The 20,228-nt window shown below is 70.7% G+C and carries 16 protein-coding genes and 1 pseudogene; 14 read left to right on the forward strand and 3 right to left on the reverse strand.

Going from position 1 to position 20,228, the window contains the following annotated elements:
* The first annotated feature begins 52 nt into the window (after nucleotides 1-52).
* From ACJ73U_RS05915 to ACJ73U_RS05960, 10 genes and pseudogenes are all read left to right on the forward strand, one after another.
* Nucleotides 53-1,087 (forward strand): aldo/keto reductase, encoded by a 1,035-nt coding sequence (locus tag ACJ73U_RS05915; protein ID WP_407776499.1) that lies wholly within the window; start codon nucleotides 53-55, stop codon nucleotides 1,085-1,087.
* Nucleotides 1,088-1,332: 245 nt separating this feature from the next.
* Nucleotides 1,333-2,025 (forward strand): haloacid dehalogenase type II, encoded by a 693-nt coding sequence (locus ACJ73U_RS05920; protein WP_407776500.1) that lies wholly within the window; start codon nucleotides 1,333-1,335, stop codon nucleotides 2,023-2,025.
* 45 nt (nucleotides 2,026-2,070) lie between these two features.
* Entirely contained in the window at nucleotides 2,071-2,394 is a 324-nt protein-coding gene (locus ACJ73U_RS05925) for a hypothetical protein (RefSeq protein ID WP_407776501.1), read from the forward strand.
* 12 nt (nucleotides 2,395-2,406) lie between these two features.
* Nucleotides 2,407-3,639: pseudogene (locus tag ACJ73U_RS05930) on the forward strand (tannase/feruloyl esterase family alpha/beta hydrolase); the annotation flags it as partial.
* A gap of 103 nt (nucleotides 3,640-3,742) precedes the next feature.
* Nucleotides 3,743-5,011, forward strand: a complete 1,269-nt coding sequence (locus tag ACJ73U_RS05935; RefSeq protein WP_407776502.1) for an SWIM zinc finger domain-containing protein — start codon at nucleotides 3,743-3,745, stop codon at nucleotides 5,009-5,011.
* Nucleotides 5,008-6,387: a DUF5691 domain-containing protein gene (locus ACJ73U_RS05940; RefSeq protein WP_407776503.1), complete on the forward strand. Its 1,380-nt coding sequence runs from the start codon at nucleotides 5,008-5,010 to the stop codon at nucleotides 6,385-6,387. Before ACJ73U_RS05935 ends, ACJ73U_RS05940 begins: the two co-directional genes overlap by 4 nt.
* Before the next feature lie 52 nt (nucleotides 6,388-6,439).
* Complete coding sequence (locus ACJ73U_RS05945; protein ID WP_407776504.1) at nucleotides 6,440-7,519, forward strand: ATP-binding protein; 1,080 nt, start codon at nucleotides 6,440-6,442, stop codon at nucleotides 7,517-7,519.
* A gap of 162 nt (nucleotides 7,520-7,681) precedes the next feature.
* Complete coding sequence (locus tag ACJ73U_RS05950; RefSeq protein ID WP_407776505.1) at nucleotides 7,682-9,880, forward strand: DUF5682 family protein; 2,199 nt, start codon at nucleotides 7,682-7,684, stop codon at nucleotides 9,878-9,880.
* Nucleotides 9,877-11,031 (forward strand): VWA domain-containing protein, encoded by a 1,155-nt coding sequence (locus ACJ73U_RS05955; protein ID WP_407776506.1) that lies wholly within the window; start codon nucleotides 9,877-9,879, stop codon nucleotides 11,029-11,031. The genes ACJ73U_RS05950 and ACJ73U_RS05955 overlap by 4 nt, the downstream gene beginning before the upstream one ends.
* A gap of 51 nt (nucleotides 11,032-11,082) precedes the next feature.
* Nucleotides 11,083-12,039, forward strand: a complete 957-nt coding sequence (locus ACJ73U_RS05960; protein WP_407776507.1) for an acetylxylan esterase — start codon at nucleotides 11,083-11,085, stop codon at nucleotides 12,037-12,039.
* On the opposite strand, the gene ACJ73U_RS05965 is transcribed toward ACJ73U_RS05960, so the two are convergent.
* The 3 genes from ACJ73U_RS05965 to ACJ73U_RS05975 form a co-directional block, all read right to left on the reverse strand.
* Entirely contained in the window at nucleotides 12,015-13,091 is a 1,077-nt protein-coding gene (locus tag ACJ73U_RS05965) for an MFS transporter (protein WP_407776508.1), read from the reverse strand. The two genes, ACJ73U_RS05960 and ACJ73U_RS05965, sit on opposite strands and share 25 nt — an antisense overlap.
* 10 nt (nucleotides 13,092-13,101) lie before the next feature.
* A complete protein-coding gene (locus ACJ73U_RS05970; protein ID WP_407776509.1) occupies nucleotides 13,102-14,169 on the reverse strand; it encodes a glutamate--cysteine ligase in 1,068 nt (355 codons plus the stop codon).
* Nucleotides 14,170-14,274: 105 nt separating this feature from the next.
* Complete coding sequence (locus ACJ73U_RS05975; RefSeq protein WP_407776510.1) at nucleotides 14,275-14,937, reverse strand: LPXTG cell wall anchor domain-containing protein; 663 nt, start codon at nucleotides 14,935-14,937, stop codon at nucleotides 14,275-14,277.
* 278 nt (nucleotides 14,938-15,215) lie between these two features.
* On the opposite strand from ACJ73U_RS05975, the gene ACJ73U_RS05980 reads away from it, so the two are divergent.
* From ACJ73U_RS05980 to ACJ73U_RS05995, 4 genes are all read left to right on the forward strand, one after another.
* Nucleotides 15,216-15,701, forward strand: coding sequence for a 2Fe-2S iron-sulfur cluster-binding protein (locus ACJ73U_RS05980; protein WP_407776511.1), 486 nt, complete (start codon nucleotides 15,216-15,218; stop codon nucleotides 15,699-15,701).
* Nucleotides 15,698-16,681 carry an FAD binding domain-containing protein gene (locus tag ACJ73U_RS05985; protein WP_407776512.1) on the forward strand — a complete coding sequence of 328 codons (984 nt, stop codon included), beginning with the start codon at nucleotides 15,698-15,700 and terminating at the stop codon, nucleotides 16,679-16,681. Before ACJ73U_RS05980 ends, ACJ73U_RS05985 begins: the two co-directional genes overlap by 4 nt.
* Nucleotides 16,682-16,808: 127 nt before the next feature.
* Nucleotides 16,809-19,037 carry a xanthine dehydrogenase family protein molybdopterin-binding subunit gene (locus ACJ73U_RS05990; RefSeq protein WP_407776513.1) on the forward strand — a complete coding sequence of 743 codons (2,229 nt, stop codon included), beginning with the start codon at nucleotides 16,809-16,811 and terminating at the stop codon, nucleotides 19,035-19,037.
* Nucleotides 19,038-19,141: 104 nt separating this feature from the next.
* Nucleotides 19,142-19,840 (forward strand): TetR/AcrR family transcriptional regulator, encoded by a 699-nt coding sequence (locus tag ACJ73U_RS05995; RefSeq protein ID WP_407776514.1) that lies wholly within the window; start codon nucleotides 19,142-19,144, stop codon nucleotides 19,838-19,840.
* Nucleotides 19,841-20,228: the final 388 nt, after the last annotated feature.

The following is a 20,228-nucleotide window of genomic DNA, read 5'->3' on the forward strand; positions in this document are numbered from 1 at the left end:
CGACCGTACCGTGCTAACCTTAACGGGATCACAGTCCCATTAAGGAGTCACCATGGAGTACAGAAGGCTGGGCGCGTCCGGCCTCCGGGTCCCGGCATTGTCGTTCGGCGCGGGCACGTTCGGCGGCCGCGGCCAACTGTTCGGCAACTGGGGCACGGTGGGCGTCGAGGAGGCACGCAGACTGGTCGACATCTGCCTGGAAGCGGGCGTCACGATGTTCGACACGGCCGACGTGTACTCGGACGGCGCATCGGAGGAGGTACTGGGCGCGGCATTGAAGGGCCGCCGCGACCAGGCACTCATCTCCACGAAGACAAGCCTGCCGCTGACCGACACCGACCAGGGCGGCTCATCCCGATCGCGCCTGCTGACGGCCTGCGAAGCGGCATTACGCCGACTCGACACCGATCACATAGACCTGTACCAGCTACACGCGTTCGACGCCAGCACCCCGATCGAGGAGACCCTGTCCACACTGGACGGCCTGGTGCGAGCCGGAAAGGTGCGCTACATCGGCGTGTCCAACTTCGCCGGGTGGCAGCTGATGAAGTCCCTGTCGACGGCCGACCGCCACCACCTGACGAGATATGTTGCCCACCAGGTGTACTACTCGCTGGTGGGCCGTGACTACGAGTGGGAACTGATGCCGCTGGGCCTGGACCAGGGCGTGGGCGCGGTCGTGTGGAGCCCACTGGGCTGGGGCAGGCTGACGGGCAAGATCCGCCGCGGCCAGCCGTTACCCCAGCAAAGCCGCCTGCACGAGACGGCGTCGTTCGGCCCCCCGGTACCGAACGAGCTGCTGTACCGCGTGGTCGACACCGCGGAGGACATCGCCGAGGAAACCGGCAGGACGGTGCCCCAGATAGCCCTGAACTGGCTACTGACCAGACCAACGGTCTCCACGGTCCTGATAGGCGCCCGCAACGAACCACAACTACGAGAAAACCTGGCCGCGGCCGACTGGCACCTCACCCAGGACCAGACAACCCGCCTGAACAAAGCAAGCACGACGACCGCGCCATACCCCTACTTCCCCTACCAACGCCAGGAGGCCTTCGCCCAACTGAACCCGAGCCCAGTCGCCTGACCCACCCATCACCACCCGAAACACCGACGGCTTCACCATGCGAAGCCACGCGCACCCGGCCGGCGGCAGCGGGTAGCACCACAGGCGGTACTGGTCGGCCAGACCGCGACTAGGCCGAGCCGGATCAGGGAGTGCACGAACTGGACGCCGCCGTGGGCGAGAATCTCCGCGCAGGGCTGCCGATCCGTGACCGCTGGCCGATCAACCGCGACCAACGGCTCCGAGTTTGTGGTTGCCTGACAGGCATGGACATTCGCGTCGTGGCGTTTGACATCTTCGGCACCACCGTCGACTGGTACACGGGCGTGGCGGACCAGATACGCCCACTGCTACCGGACGTCGACGCCGGTGGCTTCGCGCAACGCTGGCGTGACCGGTACATCCCCTCGATGAACCGGGTGCGCGAGGGTGAGCGTGAGTGGGCGTACCTCGACACACTGCACCGCGAGTCCCTCGACGACCTGCTCCGGGAACTGGACGTCACGGCGGACGACGAGACCCGCGAGCGGCTTGTCCGCGTCTGGCACAGGCTCCCCGCGTGGCCCGACTCGGTCTCCGGGCTGGCCCGCGTCCGCGCTCGGTACACGACAGCCGCACTGTCGAACGGCGGCTTCGCGCTGCTCACCCGGCTGGTGAAGAGCGCTGCCCTGCCGTTCGACTGCATCCTCTCCGCCGAGTTGGCCCGCACCTACAAACCCGACGCCGCCGTCTACCGCACCGCCGCCGCCCTGCTCGACGTCGCGCCCGAACAGGTCCTGATGGTCGCCGCGCACAGGTGGGACCTGGACGGCGCCCGCGCGGCCGGCCTCCGCACCGCCTTCGTCGAGCGCCCGCGCGAGAAGGGCCCGGACCGGGAGGCGGACCGCGCGGCGGACGTCGACTGCGACCTCTACGCCGACAGCTTCCTGGACCTGGCCACCCAGCTCGACACACCGTAACGACTCCACTACTCTTTTATTCGAACACACATACGAGGGGGATCCATGCGAAGGCTTGTCCGGTTGGCCAGCGCGCTGCTGCCGCTGCTGGCGCTGGTGGTGCTCGCCGCCCCGGCAACGGCGGCGACCACGACAGCGACCACTGCGGCGACCACTGCGGCAAGCACGGCATGCGACACGGTGCGCCTGCCCGCGGTGCCGGGCGCGCGCGTGCTGTCGGTGTCCGGAGTGGCGCGACCGGACGGCTACACGGTGCCGCCCGGCCCGTTCAACCCGGAGCCGATCCCCGGCATGCCGGCGTTCTGCGAGCTGACCGTGACGCTCACGCACCCCGGCGCCGGCGACAGGGTGACCGTCGCCGTGTGGTAACCCACCAACACGTGGAACGGCCGCTTCCAGGGCACCGGTGGCGGCGGCTTCGCGGCGGGCCTGTTCGCGGCGGGCCTGGTCCCCGCGCTGGTCCAGGGTTACGCGGCGGCCGCCACCGACGCAGGCGTGCCCGTCGACGCCGCGGACCCCGGCTCGTGGGCGGACGACCCGCAGCTGGTGACCAACTTCGCGTACCGCTCCCTGCACGACATGACCGTGGTCGGCAAGGCGGCGACCGAACGCTTCTACGGCCACCCACCCGCGTACTCGTACTGGAACGGCTGCTCGACGGGCGGTCGTCAGGGCCTGTTGGAGGCTCAGCGCTACCCGTCCGACTACAACGGCATCGTGGCCAGCGCCCCGGCGATCAACTGGACCAGGTTCCTCCCGGCCGAGCAGTGGCCGCAGGTCGTGATGAACGAGGCCGACAACCACCCGACCCAGTGCGAGCTGGAGGCGTTCAACACCGCGGCCGTCGCGGCCTGCGACCGCCTGGACAAGGTGCCGGACGGCATCATCAGCAGCCCGGCGCAGTGCCACTACGACCCGCACCGGCTGGTGGGCACGACGATCCAGTGCAACGGCCGGGCGGTGACGATCACCGAGGCGGACGCGGCGGTGGTGGCCAAGATCTGGGCGGGCCCGGGAGTCTGGTCCGGCATGCGGCGGGGCACGGTGTTCTCGGGCATAGCGAACACGACCGAGGACGGGACGGCGGGCATCCCGTTCCTCATCTCGGACAACTGGATCAAGGACTTCCTGCTCCACGATCCCGACTACGACACGTCGACCCTCACCTACGCGGACTGGTACCGCCTGTTCGCCCGGTCCCAGGCCGAGTACGGGAAGATCATCGACACGTCCGACCCCGACCTGACCGCCTTCCGCGCGGCCGGCGGCAAGATGGTCACCTGGCACGGCGAGGCGGACCAACTGATCTTCCCCGCGGGCACGACCGACTACTACCGCCGCGTGGACGCGGCCACCCCCGGCCGCACCGAGGACTTCTACCGCCTGTTCATGGCCCCGGGCGTGGATCACTGCGGGGGCGGCACCGGCCCGGTACCCACGGACCCGCTGGCGGCGGTGGTGGCGTGGGTCGAACACGGCACGGCCCCGGAAACACTGCCCGCCCAGAGCGCGACCGCGACGCGGAACCTGTGCCGGTACCCGCTGGTCTCCCGCTACAACGGCACCGGCGACCCGAACCAGGCAGCCAGCTACCGCTGCGCCCGGAGCTACTGACGGAAGCGACGTAACCGCCCTGTCGGTGCCGCCGGATAGTCTGGCGGCAGGCCGGCACGGGAAGGGAACGGACGACTTGGGATCGCGGTGGACGGTGGCGCAGGTGCTCGAGCACGCGCCCGACGCCAGCTCCGCCAAGGCCGCGCGCGGGCTCGCCAACCCCCGCACCTGGTCCGACCTCGGCAGCAACGAAAGCCTGGTCTGGGGCAAGTGCCAGGGCAGCGCCCGCGTCCCGTACCAGGTCACCGTCGACCTCACCGAGCCCGCCTTCCGCTGCACCTGTCCCAGCCGCAAGCTGCCCTGCAAGCACGGTCTCGCCCTCCTGCTCATGTGGGCCGCCAACAACGGCGTCGTCGCCGACCTCGAGGCCGCCGAGCCCTTCGCCGCCGACTGGGCGGCGCAACGGGCCAGCCGGAAGGCCACGAACACCGACCGCACCCCGGACCCGGAAGGCCAGGCCAAGCGGCTCGCCGAGCGCGAGTCCCTGATGTCCGCCGGCATCGACGACTTCGAACGCTGGTTGCACGACATCGTCCGCCAGGGGCTCGCCAGCGCCCGGCGGCAGCCACCCAGCTTCTGGGACACCGCCGGCGCCCGGCTCGTCGACGCCCAGATCCCCGGTCTCGGCGAGCGCGTCCGCGCCATGGGCAGTGACATCCACGCCCGCAACGACTGGGCCCCGCACCTCCTCGGCGAGCTGGGCCGCTGGTACCTGGCCGTGCGGGCCTGGCGCCGCCACGCCGAACTGGACGACACCGCCATGGGCGACCTGCGCACCGTCCTCGGCTGGTCCCGCCGCCGCAACGAGATCGGCGACCGCGTCGCGGACCGGTGGTGGGTCGTCGGCCTCAGTCAGGAGGAGGACGACAACAGCCTGCTGTCCCAGCGCACCTGGCTGTACGGCGAGCGCACCGGCGAGACCGTCATGCTGCTGGACTTCGCCGCCGCCGGCCAGGCGCTGAAGGTCGCCCAGGTCCTCGGCTCCATCGTGGACGGCGAGGTGGCGCGCTACCCCGGCGGCGAGCCGCGCCGCGCGCTCCTGACCGACGAGGAACACAAGATCACGCAGGGCGCCGGCCTCCCTCACGCGACGAATGTCGACAAGGCACTCGACCAGGCCGCCCGCTGGCTCGCCGGCAACCCGTGGCTGCGGCGCATCCCCATGGCTCTCAGGGGCATGACGGTCGTCCCCACGGAGCCGGCGCTGGTCGTCGACGAGGACGGCGCGGCACTGACCCTGGCCCCGGAAACCGACATCTGGCAGCTGCTGGCCCTGTCCGGCGGCCACCCGGTCCGGCTGTTCGCCGAGTGGATCGACGAACGCCTCCACCCCCTGAGTGTGGAGATCGACGACCGGCTGGTGCCGCTGTGACGACCTGGGAGGACCTGCTGAGCACCGCCCTCGTCGGCACCAGCCGCCGGACCGTGGACCACCTGACCGTCGGCACGGAGACCATCCACGCCGACAGCGCCGAGGCCACCGTGCTCGCCGCCGCGGCACTCGCCGCCGGATACCGGCGCGCCGGCTGGACCCCGCCCACCTGGCGCGGCACCCCGACCCCGCCGGCCGAGCCCGACGACCGCCCCGAGTGCACCTCGGCCGCCGCCCAGCTCCTCGAGCTGCTGCTCAACCGCGGCATCCGCGTGGAGGGCGGCCCGGAGCCGCTTGCCGTCCACTGGCTGAGGTCCGCCAGGGACGCCGGCCAGCGACCGCCCTACCGCCTCATCGTCGACCTCCTCCGGTTCGGCACGGCCAACGCCGCCACCCGGCCGCTGGTCAAGGTCGTCATCGGTCCCCGCGGCGCCTGGCTCGCCCAGCACAACCCGTCCTGGCGCTGGGCGGCGGCCGTCCGACCGCAGGACGTCGTCGAGCACTTCGCCACCGGCACCCGTGCCGAACGACTCGCCCTCCTGGCCGACCTGCGGGCCGCCGAACCGGACTTCGCCCGCACGCTCATAGAGGACACCTGGGCCGACGAGCAGGCCGCCACCCGCGCCAGTTTCCTCGACACCCTCCACACCGGCCTGTCCATCAGCGACGAGCCGTTCCTCGAACGAGCGCTCGACGACCGCGCCGCGACCGTCCGCGCCGTGGCCGCCGCCCTGCTCGACCGGCTGCCCGAGTCCGCCCGCGCACGGCGCATGGCCGAACGAGCCAGGAACCTGGAGCTGCCGGACGAGCCCGACGAGTCGGCCCGCCGCGACGGCATCACCGACCACCGCGAGCCCGGCTACGGGCGCGCCGCGTCCTGGCTCATCCAGATCCTCGCCGCCACCCCGCTGTCCACCTGGCACACGGACCAGATCGAGAAGGCGGAGCGCGAGGTCGTCATCGGCTGGACGAAAGCCGCGCTGCGCCAACGGAACCAGGAGTGGCTCACCGCGCTCGCCAGCCACCAGCCGAGCCCCGAGCTGATCGCCGCGCTGACCCCCGAGGCCGCCACCGGCATCCTCGACCGGCAGAAGAAGCTCGACGCCCGCTTCGGCGGTCTCCTCGCCGCGGCCCCCGGCCCGTGGCCGCCGGAGTTCTCCGTCGCCATCGTCAACCGCCTGCGTGCCAACAAGGCCAACAACGTCCTCCAACTCGCCGCGCCGGCCCTCGCCGAGCACCTGGACCCGACGACCCTCGCCGCCGTCGAGGCGTGGCTGCTCACCCTGGGCGCCGACGAGAAGGCCACCCGCCGCGCTCTGCGCGGCATCGCCCACGCGCTGACCATCCGAGCGACCATCCGCCAGGAGTTCGCATGACCGCGCCGCCACGAGCACCCGCCGAGCACCGCTGACCATCCCAGGAGTTCCCATGACGGATGTGCTTCGAGCACACGCCGAACAGCAGCACGCCGACGAGCTGGCGACGCTCGCGAAGACCGACGACCGGCCGAGGCCACCCAACTGGCGCCTGTCGCCCTGGGCCGTCGCCACCTACGTCCTGGGCGGCGAGGCACCGGACGGCACCCCGATCTCCGCGAAGTACCTGGGTTCCCGGCGGCTCATCGAGGTCGCCGTCGCGACCCTCGCCACCGACCGCGCGCTGCTCCTCCTCGGCGTGCCGGGCACCGCCAAGACCTGGCTGTCCGAACATCTCGCCGCGGCCATCTCCGGCGACTCCACCCAGCTCGTGCAGGGCACGTCCGGTACCGCGGAGGAGTCCATCCGCTACGGCTGGAACTACGCGCGCCTGCTCGCGGAGGGTCCGTCGCCACAGGCACTCGTCGCGAGCCCGGTCCTGCGGGCCATGGAGACCGGCGGCATAGCGCGGATCGAGGAGCTGACCCGCATCCCGTCCGACGTGCAGGACGCGCTGATCACGATCCTGTCCGAGAAGACCCTGCCGATCCCCGAGCTGGACAGCGAGGTCCAGGCTCTCGGCGGCTTCAACATCATCGCCACCGCCAACGACCGCGACCGCGGCGTCAACGACCTGTCCGCCGCGCTCAAGCGCCGCTTCAACGTGGTCGTCCTGCCGCTGCCCGACGACACCGAGTCCGAGGTGGAGATCGTGCGGCTGCGGGTGAAGCAGCTCGGCGAGACCCTGAAGCTGCCGGCCGAGCTGGAGAACCTCGACGAGATCCGCCGCGTGGTCACGGTGTTCCGCGAGCTGCGCGACGGCGTCACCGCCGACGGCCGCACGAAGATCAAGTCCCCGTCGGGCACGCTGTCCACGGCCGAGGCCATCTCGGTGGTCACCAGCGGCATCGCGCTGGCCGCGCACTTCGGCGACGGCGTGGTCCGCGCGGCGGACGTCGCCGCCGGCCTGCACGGCGCGGTCGTCAAGGACCCGGTACAGGACCGGATCGTCTGGCAGGAATACCTCGAAGCGGTGGTACGCGAACGGAAACCATGGAACGACCTCTACCGGGCATGCCGCGAGCTGGTGTGAGCGGAGCTTGCGGAGCGAACCATCGGTACCACGCCGACGAACGAGGTCACCGAGCCTGCGAGGGGACGTCGTGAGCGGCGTGAGCGGAGCTTGCGGAGCGAACCATCGGCGCTACGCCGACGAACGGCGTCACCGAGCCTGCGAGGGGACGTCGTGAGCGGCGTGAGCAGACACCATCGGGTCCACGTACTCGGCATCCGCCACCACGGCCCGGGTTCCGCCCGTGCCGTCGCCACCGCGCTTGCCGAGCTGGACCCCGAGATCGTGCTGATCGAGGGTCCGCCGGAACTGGACACTGTCGCGCCGCTCGCCGCCGCGCACGGGATGCGGCCGCCGGTCGCCGGCCTCGTCTACGCGGTGGACGCCCCGTCCACGGCGAACTTCTACCCGATGGCGGTGTTCTCGCCGGAGTGGGTCGCGCTGCGCTGGGCGCTGGAGCACGGCCGCGAGGTCCGCTTCCTCGACCTGCCGGCCACCATCTCGCTCGTGCTCGAGGACGGCGACGGCACCGAGGAGGCGCAAGCCCCGCTGGACCCCATCAAGACGCTGGCGGAGGCGGCCGGCTTCGACGACCCCGAACGTTGGTGGGAGGACGCGGTCGAGCTGCGGTACCACGGCCTCGACATCTTCCACGCCGTCCTCGACGCCATGCACACCCTGCGCGAGGGCCACGTCCCGGACCTGCGGACCCGCCGCCGCGAGGCCGCGATGCGCCGCGTGCTGCGGGCGGCGCTGCGCAGTGAGGCGAGCACGATCGCGGTCGTCTGCGGCGCCTGGCACGCGCCGGTCCTCGTCCCGTCGGAGTTCCCGACCCAGGCCGCGGACGCCCAGCTGCTGAAAGGCCTGCGCACCACCAAGGTCGCCGCGACCTGGGTGCCGTGGACGTCGACCCGGCTCGCCAGGATGAGCGGCTACGGCGCCGGCATCGAGTCACCTGGCTGGTACCACCACCTGTTCACCGCCAAGGACGAGGTCGTCGGCCGCTGGCTGGTCCGCGTGGCGCACCTGCTGCGCCGCGAGCAGCTCGACGTGTCCTCGGCCGCGGTCATCGAGGCGGTCCGGCTGGCACAGACGCTGGCGGCACTGCGCAACCGACCGCACCCCGGCCTCCCCGAGGTCCTCGAGTCCTGCCAGGCGGTCCTCTGCGGTGGGTCGGACGTGCCGATGCGGCTGGTGGCCCGCAGGCTGCTGGTCGGCGACATCCTCGGCCGCGTGCCCCCCGAGACTCCCATGGTGCCGCTGGCCAGGGACCTCGAAGTCACGCGCAAACGTTTGCGGCTCAAGCAGAGCGCGGCTCAGCAGGACCTGGACCTCGACCTGCGCACCCAGTCGCACCTCGACCGCAGCAAGCTGTTCCACCGGCTCCTGCTGCTGGAGGTGCCGTGGGCGGAGCCGGCGGAGACGTCCCGCACCAAGGGCACGTTCCGCGAGTCGTGGCTCCTCGAGTGGAAGCCGGAGCTGGAGGTCGCGCTCATCGAGGCGAGCGGCTTCGGCACGACCATCGAGTCCGCGGCGACCGCCGTCGTCGCGCAACGCACCGCCGACGCCGACATCGCGGAGCTGAGCACCCTGGTCGAGACGACGCTGACCGCCGACCTGCCGGCCGCGCTCGCCGGCGTCCTCGCGGCACTCGACGAACGCGCGGCCCGCCAGCACGACACCACGAGGCTCATGGCAGCGGTCGAGCCGATGGCGCGGGTGCGCCGGTACGGCAACGTGCGGCGGGCCGACACCGAGCTGGTGCAGCGGGTCCTGACGGGCATCGTCACGCGCATCGCCGTCGGCCTGCCCGCGGCGTGCACCGCGCTGGACGAGGACGCGGCGACGGACGTGCGGCAGCTGATCGACGGCGTGCAGCGCGGCATCGGCCTGCTCGACCAGCGGGAACTGCGTGAGGTCTGGCTGGGCGCGCTGCGGTCGGTCGCGGACCGGCACGGCGTGCCGGGCATCATCGCGGGCCGTGCGGTGCGGCTGCTGCTCGACGCCGGCCTGCTCGACGTGACCGACGCGGGCGGGCGCCTGTCCCGCCAGCTCTCCCTCGCCTCGGACGCGACGCAGGCGGCGGGGTGGCTGGAGGGTTTCCTGTCCGGCGAGGCGGCGTTGCTGGTGCACGAGCCGGAGCTGCTGGAGATCGTGGACCACTGGGCGACGGGCGTCGACGCCGAGCTGTTCGACCACCTGCTCCCATTGCTGCGCAGGACGTTCGCGGAGTTCACCGCGACCGAGCGCCGCGACATCGGCCTGCGCGTCCGGCGCATCGACCGCGGCGAGGGCGCGTCCGGCGCGCGCTCGGACGACACCGCGCTGGACCACGAGCGTGCTTCTCTCGTGGTGCCAAGGATTCTGGAGCTTCTCGGATGACGGAACGGTTGCGCCGCTGGCGCATGATCCTGGGTGGCGACGACGCGGACGGCACGGGCATGCCGCTGTCCGGCATGGACGCCAAGCGCGACGCCACCCTGAAGGCGTTGTACGACAAGGACGAGGACCGCCGCGGTGGCCTGGGCGGCTCGTCCCCGCGCGTGGCCAGGTGGCTCGGCGACATCCGCGGCTACTTCCCCAGCTCGGTCGTGCAGGTCATGCAACGCGACGCCATGGACCGGCTCGGCCTGCGCGAACTGCTGCTGGAGCCGGAGCTGCTGGAGTCCGTGCAGCCGGACGTGCACCTGGTGGGCACCCTGCTGTCGCTCAACAGGGCCATCCCGGAGCGTTCCCGCGACACCGCCCGGGCCGTGGTCCGTCGCGTGGTGGACGACCTGGAGAAGCGCCTGGCCCAGCCGACGCGGCAGGCCGTCACCGGCGCACTGCACCGCGCGAACCGCACCCACCGCCCCCGCCAGTCCGACATCGACTGGAACCGGACCATCCTCAGGAACCTCAAGCACTACCAACCGGAACACCGCACGATCGTGCCGGAACGCCTGGTCGGTTACGGCCGCCGGCTGCCGAACGTGAGCAAGCAGATCATGCTGTGCCTCGACCAGAGCGGCTCGATGGCGAGTTCCGTGGTGTACGCCAGCGTGTTCGGCGCGGTGCTGGCGTCGATCCGGTCGCTGCGCACGCAGATCATCGCGTTCGACACGTCGGTGGTCGACCTGACCGAGTCCCTGCAGGACCCGGTGGAGCTGCTGTTCGGCATCCAGCTGGGCGGCGGCACGGACATCAACGCGGCCCTGGCCTACTGCCAGACCAGGATCGACACGCCCCGCGACACGGTGCTGGTACTGATCAGCGACCTGTACGAGGGCGGCAACGAGGAGGAGATGCGGCAGCGCGCACAGGCCCTGACGGCGGAGGGCGTGCAGGTGGTCTGCCTGCTGGCCCTGAACGACGAGGGCGCCCCGGCATTCGACCACGACAACGCGGCGGCGCTGGCGGCAATGGGCATCCCGACGTTCGCGTGCACCCCGGACAAGTTCCCGGAACTGATGGCCACGGCCATCCAGAACCAGGACATCACCTCCTGGGCCGCGACGAACGACATCCCGGTCGCCGCCCCGACGGAGGAGTGAGCGTCCGTCGTGGACCTGTTCGCCCCGCTCTGACCACCTACAGTCGAGGACATGCCGCTGAACTTCGACATGCCGTTCGACGACCTGCTCACCTACCGGGGAAGCAGCCCGCGGCCGGCCGACTTCGACGAGTACTGGGCCCGCGCTCTGGCCGACCTCGACAACCAGCCGGCCGAGGTCGAGATCGTCCCCGCCGAGTTCCAGACGCCGTACGCCAGGTGCTCCCACCTGTGGTTCACCGGAACCGGCGGGGCCCGCGTGCACGCCAAGCTCCTCCAGCCGCGGGAGCCGCGGGGCCCGGCGGTGCTCGAGTTCCACGGCTACACCAACTACTCCGGCGACTGGGTGACCAAGCTCCCGTACGTCGCGCTCGGCCACACCGTCGCGTCGCTCGACGTACGCGGCCAGGGCGGCCTGTCGACCGACGAGACCCCGGTCGCCGGCTGGTCCATGGCCACCTACCTGCTGCGGGGCGTCGACGACGACCCGGACAACCTCCTCTACCGGCACCTCTTCCTGGACACCGTCCGCCTTGCCCAGATCGTCGCCGGCCTCGACGGCGTCGACCCCGACCGCGTCGGCGCGACGGGTTACAGCCAGGGTGGCGGCCTCACGCTGGCCTGCGCGGCGCTGGTACCGGGCACCAGGATCGCCGCCGCGGTGTACCCGTTCCTCACCGACTACCGGCGTGCCTGGCAGCTGGACCTCGAGGAGCACCCGTACGACGAGATCGCCGAGTACTTCCGCAACCGCGACCCCCTGCATCGGCGCGAGGACGAGGTCTTCACCCGCCTCGGCTACGTGGACGTGCAGCACCTCGCGTCCCGCATCAGGGCCAGCACGGTCGTGACGATCTCCCTCAACGACCGCGTCTGCCCGCCGTCCACCCAGTTCGCCGCGTACAACAGGCTGACGTGCGAGAAGTCGTACCGCCTGTACCCGGACTTCGCCCACGAGGACCTGCCCGGCACGAACGACGAGATCTACTCCTTGCTCTCGACCCTCTGAGTCGCCCCGCGCAAGGTCACCACGAACCCGAGGCAGCCGAGCACGAACACCGCGACGAACGCCGGCAACGCGAGGTCGGACGTGGCCTGCATGCCGTACCCGATGACCGCGGGCACGGTCGCGTTGCCGAGCATGGCGACGGTGAGCGCGACCGCGTTGACCCGCCGGGGGTGCGGCAGCGTGGCCGCGATCCACGCCAGCGTGGTGGGGAAGATGGGCCCGGCGAACATGCCGAGCAGGAAGAACCCGACCGGCGCGCTCACCTCCACGGCGATGAGCGTGAGCCCGGCGGCACACGCGAGCAGCGCGGTGACCAGGATCCGGAAGCCCGTCCAGTTCCTGGTCACCAGGGGCACCAGCAGGCGTCCCGTGGCGAGCCCGAGCCAGAACAGCGAGGTGAGCGCGGACGCCGTGTCCGGCGCGTAGCCGTGCGCCCGCAGCTGCGTGGCCTCCCAGCTGGACAGTCCCGTCTCGATACCCGCGTAGCAGAAGAACAGGGCGCAGAACAGGACCAGCACCGGACTGACCCTCAGTCGCTCGCGAGCCGACACCGCGGGCACGGCCATGCGCAGCGGCAGCACGGCCAGCAGCCCGACCGCGACCACCGCGAACAGGAAACCACCGTGCGTGACGCTGATGAGCGCGGGCCCGGCGGCCGCACCCAGCCCGTAGGTCCCGTTGACGAGCGCGACGTACGTGAGCCCGCGCGCGGCCATCACCGTGTTGACGATGAGCACGAGCCCGCCGAACCCGAGGCCGGCGATCGCGACCGCCAGCAGCGGGACCGGCCAGGCGAACGGTGCGGCGAGCAGGCCGAGTCCACACAGGACCAGGACCGCGGAGGTGATGTAGAGCGGTCCCCGCGCCCAGCGGTCGTTGAGCGCTCCGCCGACGGCCGTGCTGACCAGGCAGCCACCGAAGAACGCGGTGACGATGAGCCCGGCGGTGGCCGCGTCCAGGTGTTCGCGGTCGCGCAGGAGCGGGATGAGTGGTCCCAGGGTGGCCTGGAAGAGGCCGAGCAGTCCGAAGAGAACCGCGCACCGTACGACCACGGTCAGGACTCTACGGGCCGGCGAGCGCGTCCACGACGTCGGTCAGCTCACCTCGACGCTGGTAGGCGGCACGCTGCCGGGCCGCGCCGGTGCCGTGCTCACGCACGTCGGCGATACCGGCCTTGACGAACTCGAGGTCCGCGCCGAGGACGGGGGTCAGCAGCTCGACCAGGTCGTCCAGCTGGCTCTGCACGGGAGCCAGCTCGCCGGTCACCGGGTGCAGCGCCGAGCCGCTCAGACCCTCGCGGGAGGCGCGCCAGAGGTTGGCGCGCAGCACGGCCTGCGGCAGCTGGGGTGGCGGCGTGGTGGTGTCGAGTGCGTGCGCGACCAGGCCGCGGATGAGCGTGGCGAGCAGGGTCGCGTGCTCGGGGCTGACCGCGACGTCACTGATGCGGAACTCGAGCGTCGGGTGCCGTTCGGACAGCCGAATGTCCCAGTAGATCATGGCCCGGTCCATCAGCGCGCCGCAGCGGAGCATGCTGTCCACGATCGACTCGTACTCGTCGACGCCGGCGAACAGGGGCGGCGGGCCGGCCGACGGCCAACGGGACCACTCCTGGTAGCGCCAGCTGGCATAGCCGGTGTCCGTGCCGTCGAACGGGGAGTTGGCGGTGATCGTGAGCAGGACCGGCAGCCACGGGCGGACCTGGTTGCTGACCCGGATGCCGGTCTCGCGGTCCTCGATGCTGACGTGCACGTGGCAGCCGCACGTGGCGACGGACCGGACGGTGGCGCCGAACCACTCCGCCATCTTGAGGTAACGCGGCTTCGGCGTGATCTCCTGCGGCTTGTTCTCCGGCACGATCGGGCAGGCGCTCGGCAGCAGCCGCAGCCCGCGGCGACCGGCGACCTCGGCCAGTCCGCCACGCAGGCCGCGCAGCTGTTCGAGCACCTCGTCCGGCGTGTGGCAGACATCGGTGACCGCCTCGACCTGGCACCGCTTCAGCTCCGCCTCGAGGTCGCCCTGCTCGTTGGTCGCGGCGTCGACGACCTCGGGGCCGTAGCGGGAAAGCCGACCGTCCGGCTGTACGAGGAGGAACTCCTCCTCGACCCCCATGGTGAGCTGTTCGGCTGTCACGTCGACTTCGTACCCGAATGCGAGATCGCGCAAACGCGTGCGGGCGGGCCCGCACCAGCGGACCCGCCCGCACTCAGTTCTTGTTCTTGCCGTCCGGTCTTACCGTCAGGCCTTGCTGCTGCGACGGCGCACGACGAACAGCATCACGACGCCACCCGCGAGCAGCACACCCGCGATGCCCAGCGGCAGGGCGATGCTCGCACCGGTCTCGGCCAGGGGGCCACCCTGCGCGGCCGGCGGCGGCGTGGTGGTGGAGGTGGCGACCACCGGGGCGACCTGGGTCGTCGTGGTGGTGCTCTCCGTCGTCGACGGAGCCGGCGTGGTGGTGGTCTCGGTCGTCGTGGTGGTCGTCGTGGTCGTCTCCGTGTCCGGCGGCGGCACGGTCACGCAGGCGTCGACGTGGACGGGGAAGTCCTTCGACCAGCCGTGCTGGCCGTCCACGTCGTCCCACGCCTTGACGTGCACGGTGAAGTCGTGCGCCACGGAGCCCGAGACGTTGAAGGAGTTCTTGTAGTCCTTCTGGAAGTCGGTGTCCGCGAGCTTCTGCGTCCCGTCGAGGACCTGGACGTGGTTCGACTTCTTCTTGCTCGTGGAGTACTGGGTCAGATTGACCTTGAGGGTGGTGGTCTCCCCCTTGCACTCCGCGCTGACCTGGGGAGTGTGAGCGCTGGCGACGCCTGCGAACCCGATGAGGCCGGCGGTGACGCCGGTCAGAACCACACCGAGAGCCACGCCGAACCGGCGGCGCGGAGTCGAGTTGAGTGCCAAGGGAAGCCTCCGGCTGCTACGTAATCTGGACGGGGGAGCCGGTGACACCAAGCATTACTGAGCGTCGCCAGCCACAGATCAGGTGCGTAGATTAACCACCCTTTCGAGTGGACTTTCACCGGGTCCCCCAGTTGTCTGACCTTACTCCATTCGGCCTAGCGGAGTGTCTACCAACCGTCGCACACCTTCGAGTTAACGCAACACCGTTGCCTTGTTAAGTCAACGCCGTTGCACTACATTCGACCTCGACCACACCGAACCAGCGAAACGGAGCAAAGGTGAGCGAGGTACGGATGCGCGTCAACGGGACCAATCGCCCCGTGGAGCTGGAACCACGGGTGAGCCTGCTCGACGCGTTACGCGAACATCTGGGGCTGACGGGCACGAAGAAGGGCTGCGACCAGGGCGCGTGCGGTGCGTGCACGGTGCTTGTGGACGGTGAGCGAATCCTGTCCTGTCTCGGCCTGGCGGTGCAGTACGAGGGCCGCGAGATCACCACGATCGAGGGCCTCGACCATCCACTGCAGACCGCTTTCGTCCGCCACGACGGTTTCCAGTGCGGCTACTGCACGTCGGGCCAGCTCTGCTCCGCGGTGGGCATGCTGGCGGAACACCGCGCCGGCATGCCGAGCGCCGTCACCGAGGAGGTGTCGTCGCACCCCACCCTGACCACGGAGGAGATCCGCGAGCGCATGAGTGGCAACCTGTGCCGCTGCGGTGCCTACAACGGCATCGTCGCGGCCATTGAGGACACTGCACGATGAGACCGCTCACATACCTACGTCCCACCGACGTCCGAGAGGCCGTCGAGACTATCGCCAGTGCCCAGAACGCGAAGTTCCTGGGCGGCGGCACCAACCTGGTGGACCTCATCCGTCGCGACGTGGAACGACCGGACACGGTCGTCGACATCACGGCCCTGCCGCTGCACGAGGTCACCGAACTTGCCGACGGCACCTTGCGGATCGGCGCGTTGGTCCGCAACAGCCACCTGGCCGCGCACCCGCTCGTCCGCACCCGGTACCCCGTGCTGACGCAGGCCATCCTGATGGGTGCGTCCGGCCAGCTGCGCAACATGGCCACGGTGGGCGGCAACCTGTTGCAACGCACCAGGTGCCACTACTTCTACGACACCGCGGCGGCGTGCAACAAGCGCGAGCCGGGCACGGGTTGCGCGGCACTGACGGGCTACGCCCGCAACCACGCGATCCTCGGCACGAGCGAGCACTGCATCGCCACCCACCCATCGGACATGTCCGTGGCGCTGACCGCCCTGGACGCGACGGTCGAGGTCGAAAGCACCAGGGGCCAACGCAGAATCCCCATCGCCGACTTCCACGTCCCGCCGGGCACCACGCCGCAGGTGGAGACGACCCTGTCCGGCGACGAACTGGTTACCGCGGTGGAGATCCCGCCCCTACCCGCGGCGAGGAACTCCCGCTACCGAAAGGTCCGCGACCGCGCGTCGTACGCCTTCGCCCTGGTCTCGGTAGCCGCCGCCCTACGCGTGGAACACGATCACATCACGGAAGTCCGCCTGTCCCTGGGCGGAGTGGCCACCCACCCCTGGCGAGCCGCGAGGGCGGAAGAAGCCCTGCGTGGCGCCCCGGCAACCGAGGCCTCGTTCAGGGCGGCAGCGGAAGCAGAACTGGCGGCGGCGACTCCGCAACCGGACAACGCGTTCAAAGTGGAGCTCGCCCGGCGAACGATCACCGCGACCTTACGGACATTGACGCAGTCCTGACCTGCCTTCCCACCGATCACCAAGGCCGTCGAACGGCGTGTTCGACGTGCCCGAAACTCCCACGCCTCGCCAGGCCGCCGCCTCCCCGCCTCCACCGCCTCCACCGCCTCCACCAGGAGCGAATCCGATGACCCAGGCCCCACCCCAGACACCAATCCCGACCAGAACCCGCGTCCTGGGCGAACCACTCGACCGCGTCGACGGCCACGTCAAAACCACCGGCGCCGCCCAGTTCTCCGCCGAATACCCCTATCCCGACCTCGCCTACGCCGCACTCGTGTACGCCACGATCCCCCGCGGCCGCATCAAGTCCCTCGACACGTCCGCCGCGCGGGCCACCCCTGGTGTCCTCGCCGTGATCACCCACGAGAACGCCCCACGCATGAAACCCCCGCCCAAACCGAGCTTCCTCAACCTCGCCACCCTCGCCTCCGGGACCTCCGTCAACTACCTCAACACCGACGAGGTCCACTGGAACGGCCAACCCGTCGCGGTCACCGTCGCGGACTCGCTCGAAGCCGCTCACGAAGCCGCGCGTCTCGTCCGGGTCACCTACGAGAGCCAACCGGCCGCCGTCGACTTCGCCCGCGCGGAGCCCACCGCCAAGCCGCAGAAGAACAACGCCCTGATCCAGGGCGGCGGCAGCAAGGGCGACGCCGACGCCGCGCTCGCCGCGGCCGAGGTCTCCGTCGACCTCCGCTTCACCACGCCCATGCACCACCACAACGCGCTGGAGCCCCACGCGACGACCGCCGTGTGGCAGGGCGACAAGCTGACCGTCCACGACGGCTCCCAGAACATCGACTGGACCCGCCGCCAGCTCGCGCACCGGTTCGGCATGAACCTCAACGACATCCGCGTCGTGGCCAGGTTCGTCGGCGGTGGTTTCGGCGGTAAGGGCAACATCTGGGCCGGCACGATCCTCGCCGTCCTGGCCGCCCGGGTCGTCGAGCGGCCAGTCCGGCTGATGCTCACCCGCGAAGGCGTCTACCGCACGGTCGGCGGCCGCACCCCCTCGACGCAGCGGGTCGCGCTCGGCACCGACCGGGACGGCCAGCTCACGGCGCTGATCCACACCAGCGTCACGCAGCTCGGCCACGTCGGCGGCATCGAGGAGCAGGTCGTCTCCCAGTCCCGGCACCTGTACGACGCGGAGCACATCCTCGTGCAGCAGAGCCAGGTGACGATCGCCGCGCTGTCCACCGCCTCCATGCGCGCTCCCGGCGAGGCCATCGGCTCGTTCGCGCTGGAGGCCGCCGTCGACGAGTTGGCCTACCGGCTGGACCTCGACCCCATCGAGTTCCGCATGCGCAACGAGCCGGACCGCAACCCACTCGACGGCAAGCTGTTCGCCCGTCGCGGGCTGCGCGACGCCTACGCCGTGGGCGCGAAACGGTTCCGCTGGCAGGACCGCACGCCCGAGCCGCGCTCGATGCGGGACGGCCGGTGGCTCGTCGGCATGGGCGTCGCGACCGCCTTCCACCCGGCCTGGCGGTTCCCGGCCAACCTGACGGTCCGGCTGTCCGCCGACGGGACGGTCCTGGTGCGCTGTGCCTTCCACGAGATGGGCATGGGCGCGGCCACGGCTTTCGGCCAGGTGACGGCGCACGCGCTGGGCGTGCCGTTCGACGCCGTCCACATCGAGTACGGCGACAGCGAGCTGCCGGTCGGTCCCGGCGCCGGCGGCTCCGCGCAGACCGCCAGCGTCACGTCGAGCCTGCTCGAGGCCGCCGCGCAGCTGAAGCGCGACCTGCGCAAGCTGGCCGATCGCGCCCACCTGTCCCCCGCCGAACCGCCCACCACGATTCTCCGGGCGGCGGGCCGCGACCAGCTCACCGCGACGGTCGGCTCGGACACCCGGTTCGGGCAGGTCACCGGGCAGCTCCGCTTCCTGACCAGGTTCATCCGCGACCGCCGGCGGTACGTGAAGGCCGCGTGCGGTGCCCACTTCTGCGAGGTACGGGTCGATCCGGACACCGGCGAGGTCCGGGTGACGCGCTGGCTCGGCGTGTTCGACATCGGCACGGTCGTCAACGCGAAGACCGCGGCCAGCCAGTTACGCGGCGGCATCGTGATGGGGATGGGCGCGGCACTCGGCGAGGAGACCCTCGTGGACCGCGAGACGGGTCGGATCGTCAACGCGAACCTGGCCGAGTACCACGTGCCGGTCCACGCCGACGTCCCACGCATCGACATCCAGTGCCTCGGCGACCCCGACCCGACCATGCCGCTGGGCGTGCTCGGTGCGGGTGAGGTGGGCATCGTGGGCGTGGCCGGCGCCATCGCGAACGCCGTCCACCACGCGACCGGCCGGCGGATCTACGACCTGCCGATCACCGTGGACAAACTCCTGTGATGACCGTGCTGACCGCGCTGGTCCGCGGGTTGTCTCCCGTGCCTCCGTCCCCTGACCAGGGGCTTGGCGGTGTGATCCGCCGGTGTCCTGGTTACCGTATGTCCATGCGGCGGAACCACGAGGACGACCAGGAGACGCGCTTCCAACGGGCCCGACGGCCCGAACAGAAGCGGCAGCGCCAGGCCGCCATCCTCGAGGCCGCCCTCCGACTCGCCAAACGGGACGGGATCCGCAACATCAGCCTCGCGGACATCGCGGGCGAGGTCGGCATGCACAAGACCGCACTGCTCCGCTACTTCGAGACCCGCGAGGACATCTACCTGCACCTGGCCATCGATGCCTGGCGCGACTGGGCAGACACACTCGGCGCCGAACTCAAGTCCCTGGCAACCGGCGACGTCCAAGGCGTGGCCACGGCCATAGGCCGCACACTGGAGCAACGCCCGTTCCTCTGCGACGTCTTCACCCACTCCCCGCTCAACCTGGAACGCAACGTCTCCGTCCAAACCCTGCTGGGCTTCAAACTAGCCGCCCACACAGCCGTGACCGCCCTGGCCAACGCGGTCCAACTGGTACTCCCCGACCTGTCCCAGGCAGACTGCACAGAAGTCGTCGGCGCGGTAACCGCGATCGCCGCCGTACTGACGCAGAGCATCCACCCCCCACCAACAGTCGCCCAGCTCTACGCCGAACACCCCCAACTTGCCTTCCCGTACAACGACTTCGCCGCCACGATCACCCGCCTGGCCGAAACACTGGTACTGGGCATGCGGGCCAGAAACGCCATGCCCCACAACACCTGAACCCGTCCCAAGCCAGGGGTGGTTTCCCCGGTCGAGTTCGTCCACGGCCTCGGCGATCACCAGAACTTACGGACCAGCCTCGTCACCGTGCCGCTGCCGGCCACAGCCAGAATCGCCTGCAACGTCTTCCACCCCAACACCACGTGCACCGACACGATGTCGTTCGCCGCCAACAACTCCGGTAGCGAACCGGCCAGGGAGACACCTACCCGTCGGCGCGCTTCACGGTCAGGTTCTGGCTCCACGCCAGCACGTTCATCCCGAACGCGGACGCCATGCCGCCATCCGCGTGCCGATCTTGCCGAGCCCGACAGTGCTGCCCTCGAGGTCCATCCTCGCGCTGGTCTCAGTCGCCCGATCGACAACGCGACGTTCTGGCTGGCCGAGG

This window comes from Actinophytocola sp. (assembly GCF_045807065.1).
In the GTDB taxonomy this organism is placed as follows: Bacteria; Actinomycetota; Actinomycetes; order Mycobacteriales; family Pseudonocardiaceae; genus Actinophytocola.

What these genes read in the sequence shown, in the direction of transcription:
- ACJ73U_RS05920 (WP_407776500.1), top strand. Translation starts at nt 1,333, where the DNA reads ATGGACATTCGCGTCGTGGCGTTTGACATCTTCGGCACCACCGTCGAC.
- ACJ73U_RS05985 (WP_407776512.1), top strand. Translation starts at nt 15,698, where the DNA reads ATGAGACCGCTCACATACCTACGTCCCACCGACGTCCGAGAGGCCGTC.
- ACJ73U_RS05955 (WP_407776506.1), top strand. Translation starts at nt 9,877, where the DNA reads ATGACGGAACGGTTGCGCCGCTGGCGCATGATCCTGGGTGGCGACGAC.
- ACJ73U_RS05945 (WP_407776504.1), top strand. Translation starts at nt 6,440, where the DNA reads ATGACGGATGTGCTTCGAGCACACGCCGAACAGCAGCACGCCGACGAG.
- ACJ73U_RS05960 (WP_407776507.1), top strand. Translation starts at nt 11,083, where the DNA reads ATGCCGCTGAACTTCGACATGCCGTTCGACGACCTGCTCACCTACCGG.
- ACJ73U_RS05995 (WP_407776514.1), top strand. Translation starts at nt 19,142, where the DNA reads ATGCGGCGGAACCACGAGGACGACCAGGAGACGCGCTTCCAACGGGCC.
- ACJ73U_RS05925 (WP_407776501.1), top strand. Translation starts at nt 2,071, where the DNA reads ATGCGAAGGCTTGTCCGGTTGGCCAGCGCGCTGCTGCCGCTGCTGGCG.
- ACJ73U_RS05990 (WP_407776513.1), top strand. Translation starts at nt 16,809, where the DNA reads ATGACCCAGGCCCCACCCCAGACACCAATCCCGACCAGAACCCGCGTC.
- ACJ73U_RS05915 (WP_407776499.1), top strand. Translation starts at nt 53, where the DNA reads ATGGAGTACAGAAGGCTGGGCGCGTCCGGCCTCCGGGTCCCGGCATTG.